17 protein-coding genes are annotated in these 19,478 nt (G+C 74.4%); 11 read left to right on the top strand and 6 right to left on the bottom strand.

Going from position 1 to position 19,478, the window contains the following annotated elements; translation table 11 throughout:
* Position 1: 1 nt before the first annotated feature.
* From treY to VKK44_RS15075, 5 genes are all read left to right on the top strand, one after another.
* A complete protein-coding gene (treY, locus tag VKK44_RS15095; RefSeq protein WP_343441716.1) occupies positions 2 to 2,302 on the top strand; it encodes a malto-oligosyltrehalose synthase in 2,301 nt (766 codons plus the stop codon).
* Positions 2,299 to 4,032 carry a malto-oligosyltrehalose trehalohydrolase gene (gene treZ / locus VKK44_RS15090; protein WP_343441715.1) on the top strand — a complete coding sequence of 578 codons (1,734 nt, stop codon included), beginning with the start codon at positions 2,299 to 2,301 and terminating at the stop codon, positions 4,030 to 4,032. Before treY ends, treZ begins: the two co-directional genes overlap by 4 nt.
* Before the next feature lie 231 nt (positions 4,033 to 4,263).
* Positions 4,264 to 4,926 carry a hypothetical protein gene (locus VKK44_RS15085; protein ID WP_343441714.1) on the top strand — a complete coding sequence of 221 codons (663 nt, stop codon included), beginning with the start codon at positions 4,264 to 4,266 and terminating at the stop codon, positions 4,924 to 4,926.
* Between the two features lie 4 nt (positions 4,927 to 4,930).
* Complete coding sequence (locus VKK44_RS15080; RefSeq protein WP_343441713.1) at positions 4,931 to 5,080, top strand: hypothetical protein; 150 nt, start codon at positions 4,931 to 4,933, stop codon at positions 5,078 to 5,080.
* A 25-nt stretch (positions 5,081 to 5,105) separates the two neighbouring features.
* Positions 5,106 to 5,714, top strand: coding sequence for a DUF6518 family protein (locus tag VKK44_RS15075; protein ID WP_343441712.1), 609 nt, complete (start codon positions 5,106 to 5,108; stop codon positions 5,712 to 5,714).
* Between the two features lie 60 nt (positions 5,715 to 5,774).
* Here the strand turns inward: VKK44_RS15075 and VKK44_RS15070 are convergent, their stop codons facing one another.
* On the bottom strand, positions 5,775 to 7,253 hold the full coding sequence (locus tag VKK44_RS15070) for a glutamate--cysteine ligase (RefSeq protein ID WP_343441711.1): 1,479 nt from the start codon (positions 7,251 to 7,253) through the stop codon (positions 5,775 to 5,777).
* A 219-nt stretch (positions 7,254 to 7,472) separates the two neighbouring features.
* Here VKK44_RS15070 and VKK44_RS15065 point away from each other — a divergent pair, with 219 nt between their 5' ends.
* Positions 7,473 to 7,820 carry a DUF3817 domain-containing protein gene (locus VKK44_RS15065; RefSeq protein ID WP_343441710.1) on the top strand — a complete coding sequence of 116 codons (348 nt, stop codon included), beginning with the start codon at positions 7,473 to 7,475 and terminating at the stop codon, positions 7,818 to 7,820.
* Positions 7,821 to 7,866: 46 nt separating this feature from the next.
* Here VKK44_RS15065 and VKK44_RS15060 read toward each other — a convergent pair whose 3' ends face one another.
* A complete protein-coding gene (locus VKK44_RS15060; protein ID WP_343441709.1) occupies positions 7,867 to 8,415 on the bottom strand; it encodes a hypothetical protein in 549 nt (182 codons plus the stop codon).
* Positions 8,416 to 8,558: 143 nt separating this feature from the next.
* Here VKK44_RS15060 and VKK44_RS15055 point away from each other — a divergent pair, with 143 nt between their 5' ends.
* Genes VKK44_RS15055 through VKK44_RS15045 form a run of 3 tightly spaced genes read left to right on the top strand, consistent with a single transcriptional unit; the run spans position 8,559 to position 12,527 of the window.
* Positions 8,559 to 9,683 (top strand): baeRF2 domain-containing protein, encoded by a 1,125-nt coding sequence (locus tag VKK44_RS15055; RefSeq protein ID WP_343441708.1) that lies wholly within the window; start codon positions 8,559 to 8,561, stop codon positions 9,681 to 9,683.
* A complete protein-coding gene (locus VKK44_RS15050; RefSeq protein ID WP_343441707.1) occupies positions 9,676 to 11,424 on the top strand; it encodes a thiamine pyrophosphate-binding protein in 1,749 nt (582 codons plus the stop codon). Before VKK44_RS15055 ends, VKK44_RS15050 begins: the two co-directional genes overlap by 8 nt.
* Before the next feature lie 56 nt (positions 11,425 to 11,480).
* Positions 11,481 to 12,527: an iron-containing redox enzyme family protein gene (locus tag VKK44_RS15045; protein ID WP_343441706.1), complete on the top strand. Its 1,047-nt coding sequence runs from the start codon at positions 11,481 to 11,483 to the stop codon at positions 12,525 to 12,527.
* 92 nt (positions 12,528 to 12,619) lie between these two features.
* Here VKK44_RS15045 and VKK44_RS15040 read toward each other — a convergent pair whose 3' ends face one another.
* A complete protein-coding gene (locus VKK44_RS15040; protein WP_343441705.1) occupies positions 12,620 to 12,829 on the bottom strand; it encodes a CDGSH iron-sulfur domain-containing protein in 210 nt (69 codons plus the stop codon).
* 161 nt (positions 12,830 to 12,990) lie between these two features.
* Between VKK44_RS15040 and VKK44_RS15035 the strand changes: the two genes are divergently transcribed.
* Entirely contained in the window at positions 12,991 to 14,406 is a 1,416-nt protein-coding gene (locus VKK44_RS15035; RefSeq protein WP_343441704.1) for a hypothetical protein, read from the top strand.
* Positions 14,407 to 14,662: 256 nt separating this feature from the next.
* Positions 14,663 to 15,796 (top strand): SigB/SigF/SigG family RNA polymerase sigma factor, encoded by a 1,134-nt coding sequence (locus VKK44_RS15030; protein WP_343441703.1) that lies wholly within the window; start codon positions 14,663 to 14,665, stop codon positions 15,794 to 15,796.
* 74 nt (positions 15,797 to 15,870) lie between these two features.
* Here VKK44_RS15030 and ctaD read toward each other — a convergent pair whose 3' ends face one another.
* From ctaD to VKK44_RS15015, 3 genes are all read right to left on the bottom strand, one after another.
* Positions 15,871 to 17,874, bottom strand: a complete 2,004-nt coding sequence (ctaD, locus tag VKK44_RS15025; protein WP_343441701.1) for an aa3-type cytochrome oxidase subunit I — start codon at positions 17,872 to 17,874, stop codon at positions 15,871 to 15,873.
* Between the two features lie 87 nt (positions 17,875 to 17,961).
* Positions 17,962 to 18,693 (bottom strand): ATP-binding protein, encoded by a 732-nt coding sequence (locus tag VKK44_RS15020; RefSeq protein WP_343441700.1) that lies wholly within the window; start codon positions 18,691 to 18,693, stop codon positions 17,962 to 17,964.
* 143 nt (positions 18,694 to 18,836) lie between these two features.
* A complete protein-coding gene (locus tag VKK44_RS15015) occupies positions 18,837 to 19,289 on the bottom strand; it encodes a DUF4383 domain-containing protein (RefSeq protein ID WP_343447786.1) in 453 nt (150 codons plus the stop codon).
* Positions 19,290 to 19,478: the final 189 nt, after the last annotated feature.

Here is a 19,478-nt window from a genome sequence, read left to right as displayed (position 1 = left end):
CATGCCCGACACCCCCCGTTCGACCTACCGGGTGCAGGTGCGCCCCGGCTTCGACCTGGACGCCACCGCCGAGCTGACCGACTACCTGACCGCGCTCGGCGTCACCCACCTCTACACCGCGCCACTGCTCACCGCCACCCCCGGCTCGCAGCACGGCTACGACGTGGTCGACCACCGCGCGGTCAACCCGGAACTGGGCGGCGAGGCGGCCCGGCAGCGCCTGGTCCGGGCGCTGCGCGCGGCCGGGCTCGGCCTGGTCGTGGACATCGTCCCCAACCACGCCGGGGTCGCCCGACCGGCGGCCAACCCGGCCTGGTGGGACGTGCTGCGGGCCGGGCGCGACTCGGCGTACGCGGACTGGTTCGACATCGACTGGGACCGCGGCCGACTGCTGCTGCCGGTGCTCGCCGACGCCCCCGACGCGCTCGACGACCTCAAGCTGGTCGACGGGGAGCTGCGCTACCACGAGCACCGCTTCCCGATCGCGGACGGCACCGGCGACGGCACACCCCGGGAGGTGCACGACCGGCAGCACTACGAGCTGGTGGACTGGCGGCGCGGCGACGCCGAGCTGACGTACCGCCGGTTCTTCGCCATCGCCGACCTGGCCGGCCTGCGGGTGGAGGACCCGGCGGTCTTCGACGCCACCCACGCGGAGATCCTGCGCTGGTCCGACGCCGGGGACGTCGACGGCATCCGGGTGGACCACCCGGACGGGCTGCGCGACCCGGCCGGCTACCTGGCCCGGTTGCGCGCCGCCGCGCCGGAGCGCTGGCTGGTGGTGGAGAAGATCCTGGAGTACGGCGAGGACCTGCCGGACTGGCCGGTCGACGGCACCACCGGCTACGACGCGCTGGCCGCCGTGTCCGGTCTCTTCGTCGACCCGGACGCCGAACCGGACTTCACCGCGCTCGACGGGCGGCTCACCGGCCGGCACACCTCCTGGGAGGACCTCACCCACGGCACCAAGCGGGAGGCCGCCACCCGGCTGCTCGCCGCCGAGCTGACCCGCCTCGCCGCGCTCGTGCCCGAGCTGCCCGCCGAGCAGACCCGGGACGCGCTGGCCGAGCTGGCCGCCTGCTTCCCGGTCTACCGCGGCTACCCGCCGGAGGGGGCCCGGCACCTGGCCGCCGCCCGCAGCGAGGCCGGCCGCCGCCGGCCCGACCTGACCGCCGTGCTGGACCAGGTCACCGCCCGGCTCCGGGACCCCGGTCACGAGCTGGCCGCCCGGTTCCCGCAGTTGACCGGCGCGGTGATGGCCAAGGGCGTGGAGGACACCGCCTACTACCGGTGGAGCCGGTTCGTCGCGCTCAACGAGGTGGGCGGCAGCCCGGCCCACTTCGGCGTGCCGCCGGCCGAGCTGCACCGGTTCGCCACCGCCCGCCAGGTGCGCTGGCCGGCGAGCATGACCGCGCTTTCCACCCACGACACCAAGCGCGGCGAGGACGTCCGGGCCCGGCTCGCGGTGCTGAGCGAACTGCCCGGCCGGTGGGCGGAGCGGGTCACCGACTGGATGTCCCGGGCGCCGCTGGCCGACCCGGCGCTGGCCCACCTGCTCTGGCAGACCGCCGTCGGGGCCTGGCCGATCGAGCGGGACCGGCTGCACGGGTACGCCGAGAAGGCCGCCCGGGAGGCCTCGGTCAGCACGAGCTGGGCCGACCCGGACCCGACCTTCGAGCACGAGATGCACGCCCTGGTCGACCGGATGTACGACGACCCGGAGCTGCATGCCCAGCTCACCGCGTTCGTCGACGAGATCACGCCGGCCGGCTGGTCGAACGCGCTCGGGCAGAAGCTGGTGCAGCTCGCCATGCCCGGCGTTCCGGACACCTACCAGGGCACCGAGCTGTGGGAGAACTCCCTGGTCGACCCGGACAACCGCCGCCCGGTCGACTTCGCCGTACGCCGGGAGCTGCTGGCCCGGCTCGACGCGGGCTGGCAGCCGGCGGTGGCCGCGGACGGCGCGGCCAAGCTGCTCGTGGTCTCCCGCACGCTGCGGCTGCGCCGCGACCGCCCGGAGCTGTTCACCGGCTACCGGCCGGTGCCGGCGCGTGGCCCGGCCGCCGCGCACGCGGTGGCGTTCGACCGGGGCGGCGCGATCGCGGTGGCCACCCGGCTGCCGGTGCGGCTGGCCCGCGACGGCGGCTGGCGGGGCACGACGTTGTCACTTCCCGTTCATCGGGTGACCGACGTGTTCACCGGCCGGGTCTACAGTGGGGGGGAGCTGCTCCTGGATGATCTGCTGAGCACCTGTCCCGTCGCCCTCCTCGCACCCACCGACCCAGTGGAGGCCGCCGCATGACCGAGTTCACGGTGTGGGCGCCCGAGGCTGCCCGGGTGCGGTTGCGCCTGCCCGGCGTGGCCGACCATGACATGCGTCCCGCGCGGGACGGCTGGTGGCGGGTCGAGGCGCCGGACGCCGGGCCGGGCACCGACTACGCGTTTCTGCTCGACGACGACGAGCAGGCGCTGCCGGACCCCCGGTCGGCCTGGCAGCCGGCCGGCGTGCACGGCCCCAGCCGGGTGTACGACCACGCGGCGTTCGCCTGGACCGACATCGCGTGGACCGGCCGGCAGTTGCCCGGCAGCGTGCTGTACGAGCTGCACATCGGCACGTTCACCCCGGAGGGCACGTTCGACGGCGCGATCGCCAAGCTCGACCACCTGGTGGAGCTCGGCGTCGACCTGGTCGAGCTGCTGCCGGTCAACGCGTTCAACGGCGAGCACAACTGGGGCTACGACGGCGTCTGCTGGTACGCGCCGCACGAGCCCTACGGCGGGCCGGACGGGCTGAAACGCTTCGTGGACGCCGCCCACGCCCGAGGGCTGGGGGTGATCCTCGACGTCGTCTACAACCATTTCGGGCCCTCCGGGGCCTACGCGCCGCGCTTCGCGCCGTACCTCACCGAGCAGAGCAACACCTGGGGTCGCACGGTAAACCTCGACGGCGCGCACTCCGACGGCGTCCGCCGCTACATCGTCGACAGCGTGCGCATGTGGCTGCGCGACTACCACGTCGACGGGCTGCGGCTGGACGCCGTGCACGCGATGCCCGACGGCCGCGCCATCCACTGGCTGGCGGAGGTGGCCACCGAGGTCGAGTCGCTGTCGACCGCGCTGGGCCGGCCGCTGTCGCTGATCGCGGAGTCCGACCTGAACGACCCGACGCTGATCACGCCGCGCGAGGCCGGCGGGTACGGCCTGCACGCCCAGTGGAACGACGACGCCCACCACGCGCTGCACACGCTGCTCACCGGCGAGCGGCAGGGCTACTACGGCGACTTCGGCTCGCTGGAATGCCTCACCGACGTGTTGACGGGCGCGTTCTTCCACGCCGGCACCTGGTCGAGCTTCCGCAACCGCAGCCACGGCCGCGCGGTCGACCGGCAGCGCACGCCCGGCCACCGGTTCGTCGCCTACCTCCAGAACCACGACCAGATCGGCAACCGGGCCACCGGCGACCGGATCTCCGCCACGCTCTCGACCGGGATGCTGCGGGTCGGCGCCACGCTGCTGATGACCGCGCCGTTCACCCCGATGCTGTTCATGGGGGAGGAGTGGGCCGCGACCACGCCGTGGCAGTTCTTCACCAGCCACCCGGAGCCGGAGCTGGCGGTCGCGGTCGCCACCGGCCGCCGGCGCGAGTTCGCCGGCCACGGATGGGCCACCGACGACGTGCCCGACCCGCAGGACCCGCAGACGTTCCTGCGGTCCCGGCTGGACTGGGCCGAGCTGGACAAGCCCGACCACCGCGAGATGTACGAGTTCCACCGGCGGCTGATCGCGCTGCGCAAGTCGTGCCCCGACCTGTCCGACCCGCGGCTGCACCGGGTCGAGGTGCGCCACGGCGACCAGTTCCTGGTGGTGCAGCGCGGCGACACGCTGGTGGTGGCCAACCTGGCGGAGCGACCGCAGCGGGTGAACCTGCCCGGGGCGGTACGCCGGGTGCTGCTGGCCACATCCGAGGGCGCCACGGTGATGCGCGGCGGCATCGAGCTGCCGGCGGAGAGCGCGGCGATCGTCTCGCTCTGAGCTGCCCGGCCAGGGGCCCGGGACTTCCGGCGCCGGATCTGGGCGTGGTGCGTGTTCTGGCCCAGGTGCGCCTTGGCCTGGGCCGGGGCATGCGGTCGAGGCGCCTGCCAACTTGACGGCGCAAACGACTCACTGCTGTCCGCGACGTGAGGGCATCGGACGGCGTCCCGCGTAGGGCTGCACCGGGCCGCGCCGGAGCTGCTCGGGCAGGCGCACCGGATCGCCTCGTCGGTGCTGGTCAAGCTGGGGGAGGCGGATCTGGGCTGGCTGGCCGCCGACCGCGCGGTGGCCGGGGTGGCTGACGACCCGGCGCTGTCGGTCCGGGCCGTCGCTTGCGTGGGGGAGGCGCTCCGGGCATTGGGCCGCAACCAGCTGGCCCTAACCGTGACGGTTGCTGCCGAACCGGTGAGCGACTCGCACGGACCGTTACTGATCCAGGCCGCCCTCGCCGCCGCCGGCTGTGGCGAGGTCGGCCGCTCGGACGAGTTGCTGGACCGGGCCGCTGAGCTGGCCGGGCGACGTCCATCCGGGGACGAACCGCAGGGGTGCGGGTTCGGGCCGGTCGCCGTCGAGTTGGCCCGCGTGGTGGCGGCGGTGGAGTCGGGTGACGCCGGGGAAGCGGTGTGCCGGCACGAGCGGGTGCTCCGGCGGGAGGCGTGGCGACGTCTGCCAACCGAGTTCCGGGCTGCCTACCTGGTGGACGCAGCGCGGGCGTACCTCCGGGTGGGCGATCTTCGCGGAGCCGGCCGGGCGCTGGTGGAGGCGGACGGTATCGCGCCGGCCGAGGTTCGGCTGCGGCCGGTGGCGCGTACCGTCGTCGCGGAGATCGCCCGTGCCCACCCGGCGCCACCCGACGTGGCCCGCCTGGCGACCCTGGTCGGCCTGACCCGGTGAACGGGTGCCACCCGGGGGGCGGAGCGGCGGACCTGATCCGGGCCGGCGTTCCGGCCGGCTGGCGGTGCTCACCACCCGGGCCGACCGGGACGCGACCCCGGACGACGCGCTGGTGGCCGGTGCCGCGGCGGCGACCCTGGCGGCGATGCGCTGACAGCATACTGAGTATGCTCGTCGCCATGCCGCCCACCCGTCGCGCACTGACGCTCGTCGCCCCCGTCGCCGGTTTCCTGCTCGGGTTCCTCGACTTCGTCTGGATCTCGTTGGTGCCCTACCCGTTCGCCGAACTCGGCAACTCCACCGCCACCTGGGCGGTCGCCGCGTTCGCGCTGGGCTGGTGGGCCCGGGCGGGCGCGCTGCGGGCCGCCGTGGCCGCCACCGTCCTGCTGGTCGTCGCCGTACCCAGCTACTACCTGGCGGCGGCGCTGCTCCAAGGCGACGACCTCGCCGTGATCGCCGCGCCTGCCGCGCTGCTGTGGATGGCGTTCGGCGTGCTCGCCGGCGTGGTGTTCGGCGTCGCCGGCACCTGGGCCCACCTCGTCGGCTGGCGGCGGGTCGTCGGCACCGCGCTGCCGGCGGCGGTGTTCGTCGAGGAGGCGCTGCGTTTCGTCGGCAAGGCCCGCTCCGGCTACCCGGGCGCGTGGTGGAACGTGATCATCGACCTCGCGCTCGCCGCGCTCGTGGTCCTGCTCGTCGCCCGCGCCGCCCGGGCGCGACTGCTCACCGCCGCCGTGGCGCTGCCGTTGGCCGTCGTCGGCGCGCTCACGTTCACCGCGGTCGCCGGCTGACCGGTCGGGTAACCGGCGACGGCATGCCGCACCCTGGCGGCCGGGCGCGACCCCGGCCGGTCAGGGGATAGGCCACTCGTGCACGGGGCGGTTGCTGTGCATCAGGTCGACGTAGTGGCGGACCACCTCGCGCAGCGCGGCCGGCCGGTCCAGGTGGTCGGCGGACTCCAGCCGGTGCAGCGTCTCCACCTGCCAGGTGGCCCCGTTGCGGCCGGTCAGGCAGCGCTGCTCGACGATGCCGAGCAGCCGGTCCCGCTCGGCCGGGTCCAGGCCCCACCGGTCGAGCCCCTGGTGGGCCATCGGCAGCAGCCGGCGCAGCACCAGCTCGGTCACCGGCAGGTAGCCCAGGCCGGGCCAGAACACCTGGGCGTCGATGCCGTGCCGGGCGCAGGTGTTGAAGTTCTCCTCGGCGGCGCTGAACGACATCTGCGACCAGAGCGGCCGGTCCGACTCGGCCAGCGCCCGCACCAGCCCGAAGTAGAACGCGCCGTTGGCCACCGTGTCCAGCACAGTCGGGCCGGCCGGCAGCACCCGGTTCTCCACCCGCAGGTGCGGGCGACCGCGCAGCACGTCGTAGACCGGCCGGTTCCAGCGGTAGATGGTGCCGTTGTGCAGGCGCAACTCGGCGAGCTTCGGCACACCGCCGCTGGCCAGCGTCGTCGCCGGGTCCTCCGGGTCGCACACCGGCAGCAGCGCCGGGAAGTAGCGGACGTTCTCCTCGAACAGGTCGAACACCGAGGTGATCCAGCGCTCCCCGAACCACACCCGCGGGCGTACCCCCTGGGCCTTTATCTCTTCCGCCCGGGTGTCGGTGGCCTGCTGGAACAGCGGGATGCGGGTCTCCCGCCACAGTTCCCGGCCGAAGAACAGCGGCGAGTTCGCGCCGAGCGCCACCTGGATGCCGGCGATGGCCTGGGCCGCGTTCCAGTAGTCGGCGAACTGCGCCGGGCTCACCTGGAGGTGGAACTGGGTGCTGGTGCAGGCCGCCTCCGGGGTGATGGTGTCGGCGGTGGTGGCCAGCCGCTCCACCCCGCTGATCGCGATCGGCAGGTCCTCTCCGCGCGCGGCGAAGATCTGCTCGTTGAGCAGCGCGTACCGGGGGTTGGCGGAGAGCGAGTCGGCGGTCAGGTGCTCCGGGCGCAGCGTCGGCAGGACACCGATCATCACCATGTGCGCGCCGACCGTCCGGGCCTTCTCCTCGGCGGCGTTGAGGCTGGCCCGCACGTGCTCCTCGAACTGGGCGGTGCCGGTGCCGGCGAGCCGGCGCGGCGCCACGTTGATCTCCACGTTGAACTGGCCCAGCTCGGTCTGGAACGCCTCGTCGGCGATCGCCGCCAGCACGTCGGCGTTGCGCATCGCCGGGTCGAACCGCTCGTCGACCAGGTTCAGCTCGATCTCCAGGCCGGTCATCGGCCGCTCCACGTCGAAGCGGGACTCGCGCAGCATCTCCGCGAAGACGTCCAGGCAGCGCCGGACCTTCTCCCGGTAGCGGGCCCGATCCTCCCGGCTGAAGGTGCGTGCGCCGACGTCCTCGCCCATGGTCACCGCCTTGTCACCGTTGGTCTTCCCAACCTCGCACGGAGTGACGGGTCAGGAAAAGGTCTAAGGAACCCTTTCTGTACCCCGAACCGGCCCTGGTGACCCCCGTTGTGAGGAGCGGGCCCCGCCTGACTCCTTCTGCACCGGCGGGGCCCCTTCTAACGCCTGGTCACCGCCGGGCCGGCTACCATTGCCGCCGGTTGAACGAAGGAGTGGTTGATGCGCGACGGGTGGATCCGGGCGTTCGTGTGGGCGGCGATCGCCGAGGCGTGCTCCTGGGCGGCGCTGCTGGCCGGCATGGCGGTCAAGTACGGGCCGCCGCGCAACGAACTCGGCGTGCAGGTGTTCGGCCCCGTGCACGGCGCGCTCTTCGTCGCGTACGGGCTGCTGGTCCTCGTGGTGGCCCGGCGGTGCCGCTGGTCGTTGGTGCAGACCGGGCTGGCGTTGGCCAGCGCCGTGCCGCCGTTCGCCACCGTGGTCTTCGAGCGCTGGGCCCGCCGCCGCGGCCTGCTCGCCGCTCCCGTCACCGCCCCCACCGGGCGCACGGTCACGCGCGTCGGCGGTTGACAGGGGCCCCTGCGCTGCCGAATGCGTGAAGAGCAGGCCCCGCCTTTCAGGTCAGCGCGGAGCAGGCGGCCACGCCGAGCACCAGGACGACGCCGAGCGTCGCCTGGAGCAGCAGCGCCGGGCCCAGGTGCGACCAGAGCGTCGCGGTACGCGGGGTGAGCAGCTGCCCGGTGGTCAGGTTGACGATCCGCTCGATCCGGGGCGGCAGGTCCGGGTCACGTTGCGGACGCAGCGTGAGCTGCACGTGATCGCCGGGGTGCAGCGCGCTCTGCGGCAGGTGGCCGTGCAGCTCGACCTCGACCAGCCGGTCGGCGGCGTCTCGCACCCGCACCGGGGTGACCAGGAACTCGGGCCCCTTCTTCAGGTCCTTGAAGCTGCGTTTGGCGCCGCCGCCGCCGCTGCTGAGCAACGCGCGGACCACCCGCAGCAGCAGCCCCACCACACCCGCCGCGGTCAACACCGTGACCAGCACCGGCTGGCCCACGCGCACCTCGCGGGCGTACCCCTCCATGAGCCGGACCAGCCGCCCGGTGACGATGCGTTCCGTCGGTCGGACGACGCGCCGGGTGTGTAGCTCCGTGTCCATGTTCACCACCGAGAGTTCCGTTCCGTGCACAGATGGTATCGGTCCTTCAGGTTGAACGACGTGAATGAACGAACGGTCACGCCCGACCGACCGGAAGGTGACATCGGCCGGGGCGCGGGTATGCGTGCGGCCGAGCTGGAAAGGGGTCGAGCATGCAGCTGTCCTTCCTGCGCCCGCTCTACGACCGTCCCGGGCCCTGGTGTTCGGTGTACCTGGACGCCTCCCGGGACACCCACGACTCGCGCCCGCAGGTCGACCTGCGCTGGCGGGCCCTGAAAGGGGACCTGCTGGCCCAGGGCGCCGATCAGGTCACCGTCGAGGCGGTGGAGGAGGTGGTGCGCCGGCACGATCCGATGCCCGGTGACTACGGCATCGCGGTCTTCGCCAGCCGGGGCCGGGTGGTGCTCACCGAGTACCTCTCCGCGCCACCGTTGCACGACCTGGCCACCTGGGCCGCGCTGCCGCACACCATGCCGCTGGTCGCCCAGCGCGGCGAGCAGGTGGCCTGGGTGCGGGTGCTGGCCGACCGCACCGGCGCGGACGCGACGGCGGTCAGCGCCGGCGGGGTGCCCCGGCGGGCCCGGGTGAAGGGCCGGCAGAGCCGGCAACTGCGCCGGGTGCAGCCGGGCGGCTGGTCGCAGTCCCGCTACCAGCGGGCCGCCATGGAGGCGTGGCACCACAACGCCGGCGACGCCGCCGCGGCCACCGCCGAGCTGGCCGACCGCGTCGGCGCCGACGTGGTCGTGGTGGCCGGCGACATCCGGGCCACCGGCATGATCGCCGCCCAGCTCCCCGAACGCTGGCAGGACGTGCTGGTCCGCACCGACGCCGGCTCCCGGGCCGGCGGCGCGGAGGACACGCTGATGGACGACCTCACGGTGCAGACCATCGCCGAGGTGGCCGACCGACGGATCGCCGCCGCGCTGGACCGGTTCGGCGTGCAGGAGGACGTCGGCGCCGGGCTCGACGCGGTGGTCGCCGCGCTGCAACGCAACCAGGTCGACACCATGCTGATCGTCGACGACGCGTCCGCCGACGGCGAGCTGTGGGTCGGCCCCGAGCCGACCGAGATCGCCACCGACCCGGCGCAGTTGGCGGACATGTCGGTGGCCGACCCGCAGAAGGTACGCGCCGACGCCGCGCTGCTGCGCGCGCTGATCGGCACCGACGCGGAGCTGACCGTGCTCGCGCCGGAGGAGGCACCGGAACTGACCGACGGGGTCGGCGCGGTGCTGCGCTACGTCGACGCCGGCACCCCGGGGCGGGGCGATGGCTGACCGTACCGTCGCCGACCTGGTGGTCGAGCGCCTGCGGGCCTGGCGGGTGCCGCGCGCCTTCGGCTATCCCGGCGCGGCGCTCGCCCCGCTGGTGGCCGCGCTCGACGCCGCCGGCGGCGACCCGGCGTTCGTGCCGGCCCGGCACGAGGAGACCGCCGCCTACATGGCCACCGGCCACGCCAAGTTCACCGGCGGGATCGGGGTGTGCCTGGCCACCCAGGGGCCCAGCGCGGTGCACCTGCTCAACGGCCTCTACGACGCCAAACTGGACAGCAAGCCGGTGGTGGCGATCATCGGCGAGGACGTCAGCGGACCGCTCGGCGGGGCGCACGAGGAGATCGGACTGAGCCGGCTCTTCGGCGACGTGTGCAACCAGTTCGTCCGCTACGGCCGCAGCCCCGACCAGGTGCCGGCGCTGCTGGACCAGGCGTTCCGGACCGCGGCGGCGACCCGTAGCCCGACCTGCGTGGTGCTGCCCCGGGCGTTGCAGGTGACGCCCGTGCCCGACCGGCTGCCACCGACCGCCGGCGTCATCACCGCGACGCCCGGCGAGCCGCTGGCCCGGGTGCTGCCGCACGACGCCGACCTGGACGCCGCCGCCTCCCTGCTCAGCGGCGGGCAGCGGGTGGCCGTGCTGGTCGGCCAGGGGGCGCACGGCGCGGCCGGCGAGGTCGTCGCGCTCGCCGACCGGCTCGGCGCGGGCGTGGCCACGTCACTGCTCGGCAAGCCGGTGCTGGACGAGCGGCTGCCGTTTCACACCGGCGTGCTCGGCGAGGTCGGCACCACCGCCGCCGCCCAGCTCATGGGCGGCTGCGACACGCTGCTGCTGGTCGGCACGAACGATCCGTGGACCGACTGGTTCCCGCTGCCCGGCCAGGTGCGCACCATCCAGATCGACATCGACGGCCGGCGGATCGGCACCCGCTACCCGGTCGACGTGCCGCTGGTCGGCGACGCCGCCGAGACGCTGCGGGCGCTGCTGGCCCGGGTGCCGGAACGACCCCACGCGCAGTGGCGTGGCGTGGTGGAGCGCGCGGTGGACCGCTGGCGGACGCTCGCCGCCGACCGTGCCGCCGCCCCGGCCGAGCCACTCAACCCGCAACTCGTGCTCCGCGAGCTGTCCGCCCGGCTGCCGCGGCGTGCCGCGATCGCCGTCGACGTCGGCTCGGTCATCTACTGGTACGCGCGCCAGGTGGAGTTGCCGCCCGGGGTGCAGGCCCGGCTCTGCGGCACGCTCGGCTCGATGGGCTGCGCGTTGCCGTACGCGGTGGCCGCCAAGCTGGCCTGTCCGGACCAGCCGGTGCTGGCGCTGCTCGGCGACGGCGCGATGCAGCTCAACGGCCTCGCCGAGCTGATCACCGTGGCGCACCACTGGACGCGGTGGGCCGATCCCCGGCTGGTGGTGCTGGTGCTCAACAACCGCGACCAGTCGGGCGTCGGTGGCGGGCGTACGCCGGGCGACCGGCGACCCGACGTGCCGTACGCCGGATGGGCCCGGCTGCTGGGGCTGCACGGTGTCCGGGTGGACCGGCCGGACCTGATCGGACCGGCCTGGGACGAGGTGCTCGCCGCGGACCGGCCGAGCGTGCTGGAGGCGGTGGTGGACCCGGCCGTCCCGCTGGACGTGCCCGAGCCGGCGCTGGCCGACCTGCGCGGCCTGATGACGGACGGCGACGCGGCCCGGCGGGTGCGCGACCGGGTGATCCAGACCGAGGCCATCGCCGCCGAGGACCTCGTTTAGCCGGACCCGGTTGGGGCACTGCGACCAGGCATTCGCCGGTTCCCGGGAGGTCCCGCTTGTCCACCACCACCGATCGTCGCCACGGTCCCGCCCCGCTGCCGACGGCACGTGGGCCGGTCTCGGCCGCGCTGCTCACCGCGCTGCGCGGATCGCCCGGCGCGCTGCCGGCCGGGCTGGGCGAACGGTTCGACGAGGTGGCGGCGCCGCTGACCGACGAGGATCTCCAGCTCACGCTCTTTCTCTGCTACGAACTGCACTACCGCGGCTGGTGGGGCGTGACCGACGAGTGGGAGTGGGAGCCGTCCCTGCTGGCGCTGCGGGCCCGGGCCGAGCGCCCGTTCGACGCGGCGCTGCGGGAGCTGGCCGGACCGCTGCCGGCGGTGCTGCCGGCCGCCCTGCCGGCGACGCTTGTCGACGTGGTGGCCGCGGACGACGGCCCCGCGCTCGCCGCCACCCTGCAACGCCGGGCCGACCTGGGCCAGTTCCGCGAGTTCGTCACGCACCGCTCGATCTACCACCTCCGCGAGGCCGACCCGCACAGCTGGGCGTTGCCCCGCCTCGGCGGTCCGGCGAAGGCGGCGCTTGTCGAGATCCAGATGGACGAGTACGGCAACGGCCGGCTGGACCGGATGCACGCGGAGCTGTTCCGCACCACCATGGACCGGCTCGGCCTGGACACCGGCTACGCCGCCCACCTGGACCGGGTGCCGGCGGTGACGCTGGCGCTCAACAACCTGATGTCGATGTTCGGGCTGCACCGGAGGCTGCGCGGGGCGTTACTCGGCCATCTGGCCGCGTACGAGATGACCTCGTCGCTGCCGAACCGTCGGTACGGCAACGGGTTGCGCCGGTTGGGCTTCGACGAGGTCGCCACCCGCTTCTACGACGAGCACGTCGAAGCGGACGCGGTGCACGAGCAGATCGCGGCGTACGACCTGTGCGGCGGGCTGGTCCGCGCGGAGCCGGCGCTCGCCGGGGACGTGCTGTTCGGGGCCGCCGCCGCGCTGGCGCTGGACCGTCTCTTCGCCACCCACCTGCTGTCCGCGTGGGCCGCCGGCCGCTCGTCCCTGCGCCCGCCCACCCGCGCCCTGGCCGCTGCCTGACCCCTCCCGGCCCCTCCCGGGGCCGCCCCCGAGGCCCGTCCGACTTGTCGCCGCCAACGTCATGATCAGCAAGCGGGGCGGGGCCGGGGTGGTCAGGGGGCGCGGAAGGCGGCGACCTTGTGGGTGCCGTCGCAGAACGGCTTGATCGCGCTCTTGCCGCAGCGGCACAGCGCCACCGTGCCCCGGCGCGTCTCGATCGGCTCGCCCTCCGGCGTGACCAGCGCGAAGTCGCCACGCACCAGCAGCGGTCCGTCCCGGTACGGGGTGATGGTCGCCGCCGGGGCGCTCTGGTCGTCGGGCATGTGCGGTGCAGTGCCCGTCCCCCCGCGGCCCAAACCCGCACCCGGCGTGCCGTTGCGCCGGTGGCGGCGGGGGAGCGGCGCGACGGCACCCGACCGGGGGTTGGTCCGGCGCGTGGGGAGATGCCCCGTTTAGACCCCAGAGGGACGGGAAGCCGGGCCGCGTGGTGAGCGAACGAGTCGAGCGGGGACGGACGGCCGGGACGGCGCTGCCCGGTGACCGGGTGGTCGCGGCGGGCAGCGCGGCCCGGATCCTGGTCGCCGCCACCGCCCGGGCGCTGCGCGGCGACGACTGCGGCGACCTCGGCCACCCCGGCCCGCTGTCCCGGCTGGGCGGGGCGCCGGAGCCGGTACGCCGCGTCGCCGCCGGCCGCGCCGCCGCCCGGGCCGCGCTCACCGCCGCCCAGGTCGCCCGCGTCGACGCCGAACGGGTGGCCGGCTGGTTCGTCGACCAGTACCCGGACCGCCGCTGGCCGGGCGCGGTGCTCGGCTCGCCGCACGGAGCGGTGGCCCACCTCGCGGTGGCGCTCGGCGTGCCCTGGCTGCCCGCCGGGTTCGAACTCGCCGGGCAGTGGGGCCGGGGCGCCGTGGACCGTCCGGACGCCGCGCTCGACCACGGCGCCGCGCTGGCCGGCCGGCTGCTCGCCGGCAACCCCCGGCTGCACGTACGGCAGGTGCACTGCCCGGCCAGCCGGGGCGTGGCGGCCGGCGTCACCGTGACGCTCGCGGCCCGCTGGCGCACGCTGCCCGAGGCGTACGCGCGGTTCCTGGCCGACCGGCTCGAACCGGCCGCGCCGGTGCTGCTGCTGCACGACGCGCGCACCTGGCCGGCGCGGGACGACGGCGGCGGGCACAGCTTCCAGGCCGGCTGCCCGGCCAGCGGCCTCGACCCGGTCGACTTCCACCCGGATGCCCCGGCGCTGCGGCACGTGCTGCGCGCGGCCGGCGGTGACGAGACGCGCTGGCACGCCCCGGAGGTCACGGTGTCGGCGGCGTTCGGCGAACACGGCGTGGAGTCCGGTTTCGAGCACGGCGCCCGGGAGTGGGGCGACACGCACGGCCACCCGCTGCACCGGGTCGTCGTGCCGCAGCCGGACGCGTTGAGCGCGGCCACCGCGGACCTGTACCGACGCTGGTTGCGCCGGGCCGGCAAGACCGGGGACCGGCTGGTGGTGGAGTGCGGCCGGCTGCTGGACCCGGGGCAGGTGCTGCGCGCCGGTCTGGTGCCCTACTGGTGCGAGAACGCCACCCGCCGTCGCGTGCAGGGGGCCGAGTGGTGGCTCGCCGGCAGCGAGCCGTTCAGCTCGGTGGACGTGCTGCCGGAACCGCCCGGACTGCGTTCGCCGGCGTTCGCCGGCCTGTCCCAGTGGTTGGCGGTGGCCGGCTTCGGGCGCCGGCGACGGGCCCTGGACCGGGGCGCGGCCCGCGGCTACCCGGTCACCTCGGTACCGACCCGACGTGCCACGGAGGTGTTGCGCAACCAGCCCTGCGACCTGCCCGCGCCGCCGCCGCTGCGGATGGCGGAGGCCCTCGCCGCGCTCCGGGACGCCGGCGCGCACCAGGGCCTGCTGGTCTGCTGACCGGCGGGCCCCAACACCGGCGGGCCCGGTCGGCGGGCCAACCTGCCGAAACATCCTCGCGATCCGACGGTCCGTGATTGAGTACCTACGGAGCGGGAAGACCGTTCGCCGCGAGCCGGCCCACGACGCCGCGCGGCGGGCAGCCACCGCTTCCGACGTATCCGTCACGTAACCAACTTCCTCACCCGGAGCGTGGCCTGACCACGCGCGCAACCGGTTCCGGCCGGGCGGGGGATCTTCGGCGAGGGAGGCGCGGATGTTCGGACAGACCACCACACCCACCCCACCGACCACCGACCGGGGTCTGGAGGACCTCGACGCGGCGGCGCTCGCGTACGCGGCCCGGATCGAGGGGCTGCCACCCGAGCGGCGGCAGGAGGCGCGGGACGACCTGGTCCGCTTCGCGTTGCCGTTCGCCGGCCGGCTGGCCCGCCGGTACCGGGGTCGCGGGGAGCCGTTGGAGGACCTGGAACAGGTCGCCCGCCTCGGCCTGGTCAACGCCGTCGACCGGTACGACCCGGAGCGCGGCTCGTTCACCGCGTACGCGGCGATCACCATCGTCGGCGAGATCAAACGGCACTTCCGTGACCGCACCTGGGGCGTGCACGTGCCGCGCCGGCTGCGCGACCTGATCCTCGAGGTGGGGCAGGCGACCGCGACACTGACCAGCGAGCTGTCCCGGGCCCCGTCGGTCGCCGAGCTGGCCGAACGGCTGGAGACGCCGGAGGAGGAGATCCTCGCCGCGCTGGAGTCGGCCGCCGGCTACAGCCCGGCCTCGCTCAACGCGCCGGTGGGCGGCGAGAGCTCGGCCGAGTTCGGTGACCTGGTGGGCGAGTCCGACAACGCGTTGGAGTCGGTCGACGACCGGGTCACGGTCAGCGGCCTGCTGCACCGGCTGCCCTGGCGGGAGCGGCGGATCCTGGCCATGCGCTTCTACGGCAACCAGACCCAGGCGGAGATCGCGGCCCGGTTCGGCATCTCCCAGATGCACGTGTCCCGGCTGCTGTCCCGGGCGCTGACCTGGCTGCGCCAGGCGATGCTCGCCGACGCGCCGCCGCCCTGGCAGAACGGCGCCGCCGAGGCGGAGCCGGCCAGGTCCCGGATCTCGGTGCGGCAGAACGGCGACCGGGTGGTCGTCGAGGTCGGCGGGGAGGTCGACCGGGCCGGCGCGGACCAGTTGCGCCGGGCGGTGCTGGAGGCGGTCACCGGGCAACCCCGCGAGGTGGTGGTCGACCTGGTGGGCGCGGGCGGCTTCGACGCCGGCGGGATCGCCGCGCTGATGGCCGGTCGGGACGCCGCCGCCCGGACCGGGGTGCCGCTGCGGCTGACCCGGGTGCAGCCCGCGGTACGCCGCTCGCTCACCGCCGCCGGCCTGCCCGCCGCCGACTGAGCAACGCCGGCGCCGTGCGCGGACGTCACGCGGGGCCCCGCCTCTACCGGATGCGTGAGGCGGGGCCCCTCCTTTCAGTTCTCCGGGGTGTCGCCGTGTCCGCGTGGGTGCCGCCACCTGTCGTCGGGCTGGTCCTCGCGCTGGGCGCCGAGGATCGTCTCCTCCGGCTCGTCGGTCTCCTCGAAGCTGGGCCGGCGCACGTCCTCGGGCTCCGGCACCTCCACCGGCCGGGCGCCGGACTGCGGCGCGGGGTGGTACTCGACGGCCTCGCGGGCGCCGTGCGCGCCCTCGGCGGCCGGCGACTCCTTCGGGTACCGCACGTGGTGGAACTCCTCGCCGAGGCTCTGCGGCGGCCGGGTGGTGCGCTGCGGCAGGTCGCGGCCGAGGTCGGCGACGAGCGGGCCGTACTTGGCGTCGAACGCCGGCCGCTCGGAGCGGATCCGCGGCATCCGGTCGAAGTTGCGCAGCGGCGGTGGGCAGGTGGTGGCCCACTCCAGCGAGTTGCCGAACCCCCAGGGGTCGTCCACGGTGACCATGGCGCCGTACCGCCAGGACTTCCAGACGTTGTAGATGAAGAACAGCGTGGACGCGCCGAGCACGAACGACCCGATGGTGGAGATCTCGTTGAGCCCGGTGAAGCCGTCGCTGGGCAGGTAGTCGGCGTACCGGCGGGGCATGCCCTCGGCGCCGAGCCAGTGCTGCACCAGGAACGTGGCGTGGAAGCCGACGAACATGGTCCAGAAGTGCATCTTGCCCAGCCGCTCGTCGAGCAGCCGGCCGGTCATCTTCGGGAACCAGAAGTAGATGCCGCCGAACGCGGCGAACACGATGGTGCCGAACAGCACGTAGTGGAAGTGCGCCACCACGAAGTACGAGTCGGTGACGTGGAAGTCGACCGGCGGGCTGGCCAGCAGCACGCCGGTCAGGCCGCCGAGCAGGAACGTGACCAGGAAGCCGATGGCGAACAGCATCGGCGTCTCGAACGTGAGCTGCCCCTTCCACATGGTGCCGATCCAGTTGAAGAACTTCACCCCGGTCGGCACCGCGATCAGGTAGCTCAGGATGCTGAAGAACGGCAGCAGCACCTGGCCGGTGGCGAACATGTGGTGCGCCCAGACCGCCATCGACAGCACCGTGATGGCGAGCGTGGCGAGCACCAGCCCGGTGTAGCCGAAGATCGGCTTCCGGGCGAAGACCGGGATGATCTCGGTGATGATGCCGAAGAACGGCAGCGCGACGATGTAGACCTCGGGGTGCCCGAAGAACCAGAACAGGTGCTGCCACAGCATCGGCCCGCCGGTGGTCGGGTCGTAGACGTGCGAGTGCAGGATGCGGTCCGAGGCGAGCGCGAACAGCGCGGCGGCCAGCAGCGGGAACACGAAGATCACCAGGACGCTGGTGAGCAGCAGGTTCCAGGTGAAGATCGGCATCCGGAACATGGTCATGCCGGGCGCGCGCAGCGTCAGGATCGTGGTGATCATGTTGACCGCGCCGAGGATGGTGCCCAGACCGGAGACGGCCAGCCCGACCACCCACATGTTCGCGCCCACCCCGGGCGTGTGCTGCGACGTGCTCAGCGGCGTGTACGCGGTCCAGCCGAAGTCCGCCGAGCCCTGCGGCGTGAGGAACCCGCCCACCGTGATGGCCGCGCCGAAGAAGTAGAGCCAGTACGCGAACGCGTTGAGCCGGGGGAAGGCCACGTCCGGCGCGCCGATCTGCAACGGCACCAGGTAGTTGCCGAACCCGAACACCATCGGCGTCGCGAACAGCAGCAGCATGATCGTGCCGTGCATGGTGAACATCTGGTTGTACTGCTCGGGGGAGAGCAGCTGCATCCCCGGCCGGGCCAGCTCCGCCCGGATCAGCATCGCCATGAAGCCGCCGATGAGGAAGTACGCGAACGACGTGGCCAGGTAGAGCAGGCCGATCAGCTTGGCGTCGGTGGTGCGCAGCAACCGCCACAGCGAGTTGCCCTTCACCGCCTCCCGGACCGGGCCGGGATACCCGCCGAACCGGGCCGGTGCGAGGATCGCCGGCCCCCGGTCGTGTGCCGGATCCGTGACTACTCGCTTGGGCATGGCATCTCACCCCAGGTGACGACAGACAGGACGGACGCGCGTACCCGTCCCCTCTACCATGTAACCAGGCGAGAGCGGAGAATTCGGTCAGTTCGCCGGGAGCATGGCCCAGACGACCTTGCCGGCGCCGACCGGCGTGCTGCCCCAGCGCTGGGTCAGCTCCCGCACCAGCATCAGCCCCCGGCCGCCCTCCGCGCGGGGATCACGGCCGGTCAGGGCGTACGCCTCCGCCGGGCTGCCGTCCATCACCGCCACCCGCAGGTACGGCCGGCGCAGCGTCAGCGTGACATGCATCGGCGTGCCGGCGTGCCGGACCACGTTGCCGACCAGCTCGCTGAGCACCAGCGAGGCCGGACCGGCCAGCTCCGGCACGTTCCACCGGCCGCACGCCTCGGTGACCAGCTCCCGGGCCCGCCGGCAGGCCCCGGCGACCGGCTCCAACCGGGCCCGCAGCCGTGGGGACGCCGCGGTGCCGGCCAGCGCCGCCGCCTCCGCGCAGTCCCGGCGCACCGGCACCACCCGGCAGGCGGTGGTCTCGTTCAGCCAGGCGGCGGTCTCCCGTGGCGGGGCGGAGAGCACCATCGGCACCGCCGGCCAGTCGGCCGCCCGCCGGGCCGCCGCCGCGAACACGGACAGCGCCAGCGGGTCGGTGACGTCGATCTCCTCCAGGTCGACCACGAGCGCGTCCGGTTGCGCGGCCAGGCACCGGTCCAGCACCTCGTGCACCGCACGCATCGTGCCCAGGTCGAGCGCGCCGGCCAACCGTACGACGGTGACCGGTGACTCGTCGCGGACCTCGCACCTGATCCGGGTCGACATCGGGCCCTCGTTTCCAACTCGTCGGGAGGCTATCGACGTACCCGCCCCCCGGACCACCGAAACCGGCCATCCGACGCGTCCCGGCGCAGGTCAGGGTGGCGGCGCCACACGGCCCGTGCCTCGGGCCGGGACGGGCGCGGGGGTCAGCGGCGGCGGTCGCGGCGGCCGGCGAGCAGCCCCGGCGCCAGCATGGCGACCCCCAGCAGCAGGTGCAGCCAGGTGTCGGCGCGGTTCACCGCCAGGACGTTCGCCTCGGTACGCCGGTCGACGGCCAGGCCGTAGAGCCAGAGCACCAGGTAGACCGCGCCGCCGCCGAGCAGGAACGCGCGGGCGCCGGCGACGGTGCGGGCCAGCAGCAGACCGGCGACGCCGAGCGCCAGGTGGACGACGTTGTGCAGCACCGAGACCTGGAACAGGCCGAACAGCCGGGCGCCGGACGCCGGTCCGGCGAACCGCAGGTCGGCGAAGGAACTGGTGATCCCGGGCACGAAGCCCAGCACACCGAGCAGCAGCAGGAGCACCGCGAAACCCGAGGCGGCCCGGCGCACCGGCGCCCGGCCGTCGGCCGGGTTGCGCCGCGCCCGGGAGTGCGCCATCGAGTTCGTCACGCCGGCCTCCTCGCCACCGCGGGAGCCGACGGTTTCCCCGGCCCACCCGGCGGCAAACGCCGGCCCGGCCGCGACGCACGCCGGCCCGGCCGCGACGCACGCCGGCCCGGCCGCGACGCACGCCGGCCCGGCCGCGACGCACGCCGGCCCGGCCGCGACGCACGCCGGCCCGGCCGC

Source organism: Micromonospora sp. DSM 45708 (assembly GCF_039566955.1).
In the GTDB taxonomy this organism is placed as follows: Bacteria; Actinomycetota; Actinomycetes; order Mycobacteriales; family Micromonosporaceae; genus Micromonospora.
This window is presented reverse-complemented; position numbering and strand designations above follow the sequence as displayed.

Bases quoted from the DNA above. Each gene is read 5' to 3' on its own strand.
- treY (WP_343441716.1), top strand. From the start codon at position 2: ATGCCCGACACCCCCCGTTCGACCTACCGGGTGCAGGTGCGCCCCGGC.
- treZ (WP_343441715.1), top strand. From the start codon at position 2,299: ATGACCGAGTTCACGGTGTGGGCGCCCGAGGCTGCCCGGGTGCGGTTG.
- VKK44_RS15075 (WP_343441712.1), top strand. From the start codon at position 5,106: ATGCCGCCCACCCGTCGCGCACTGACGCTCGTCGCCCCCGTCGCCGGT.
- VKK44_RS15070 (WP_343441711.1), bottom strand. From the start codon at position 7,253: ATGGGCGAGGACGTCGGCGCACGCACCTTCAGCCGGGAGGATCGGGCC.
- VKK44_RS15065 (WP_343441710.1), top strand. From the start codon at position 7,473: ATGCGCGACGGGTGGATCCGGGCGTTCGTGTGGGCGGCGATCGCCGAG.
- VKK44_RS15055 (WP_343441708.1), top strand. From the start codon at position 8,559: ATGCAGCTGTCCTTCCTGCGCCCGCTCTACGACCGTCCCGGGCCCTGG.
- VKK44_RS15050 (WP_343441707.1), top strand. From the start codon at position 9,676: ATGGCTGACCGTACCGTCGCCGACCTGGTGGTCGAGCGCCTGCGGGCC.
- VKK44_RS15040 (WP_343441705.1), bottom strand. From the start codon at position 12,829: ATGCCCGACGACCAGAGCGCCCCGGCGGCGACCATCACCCCGTACCGG.
- VKK44_RS15030 (WP_343441703.1), top strand. From the start codon at position 14,663: ATGTTCGGACAGACCACCACACCCACCCCACCGACCACCGACCGGGGT.
- ctaD (WP_343441701.1), bottom strand. From the start codon at position 17,874: ATGCCCAAGCGAGTAGTCACGGATCCGGCACACGACCGGGGGCCGGCG.
- VKK44_RS15020 (WP_343441700.1), bottom strand. From the start codon at position 18,693: ATGTCGACCCGGATCAGGTGCGAGGTCCGCGACGAGTCACCGGTCACC.
- VKK44_RS15015 (WP_343447786.1), bottom strand. From the start codon at position 19,289: ATGGCGCACTCCCGGGCGCGGCGCAACCCGGCCGACGGCCGGGCGCCG.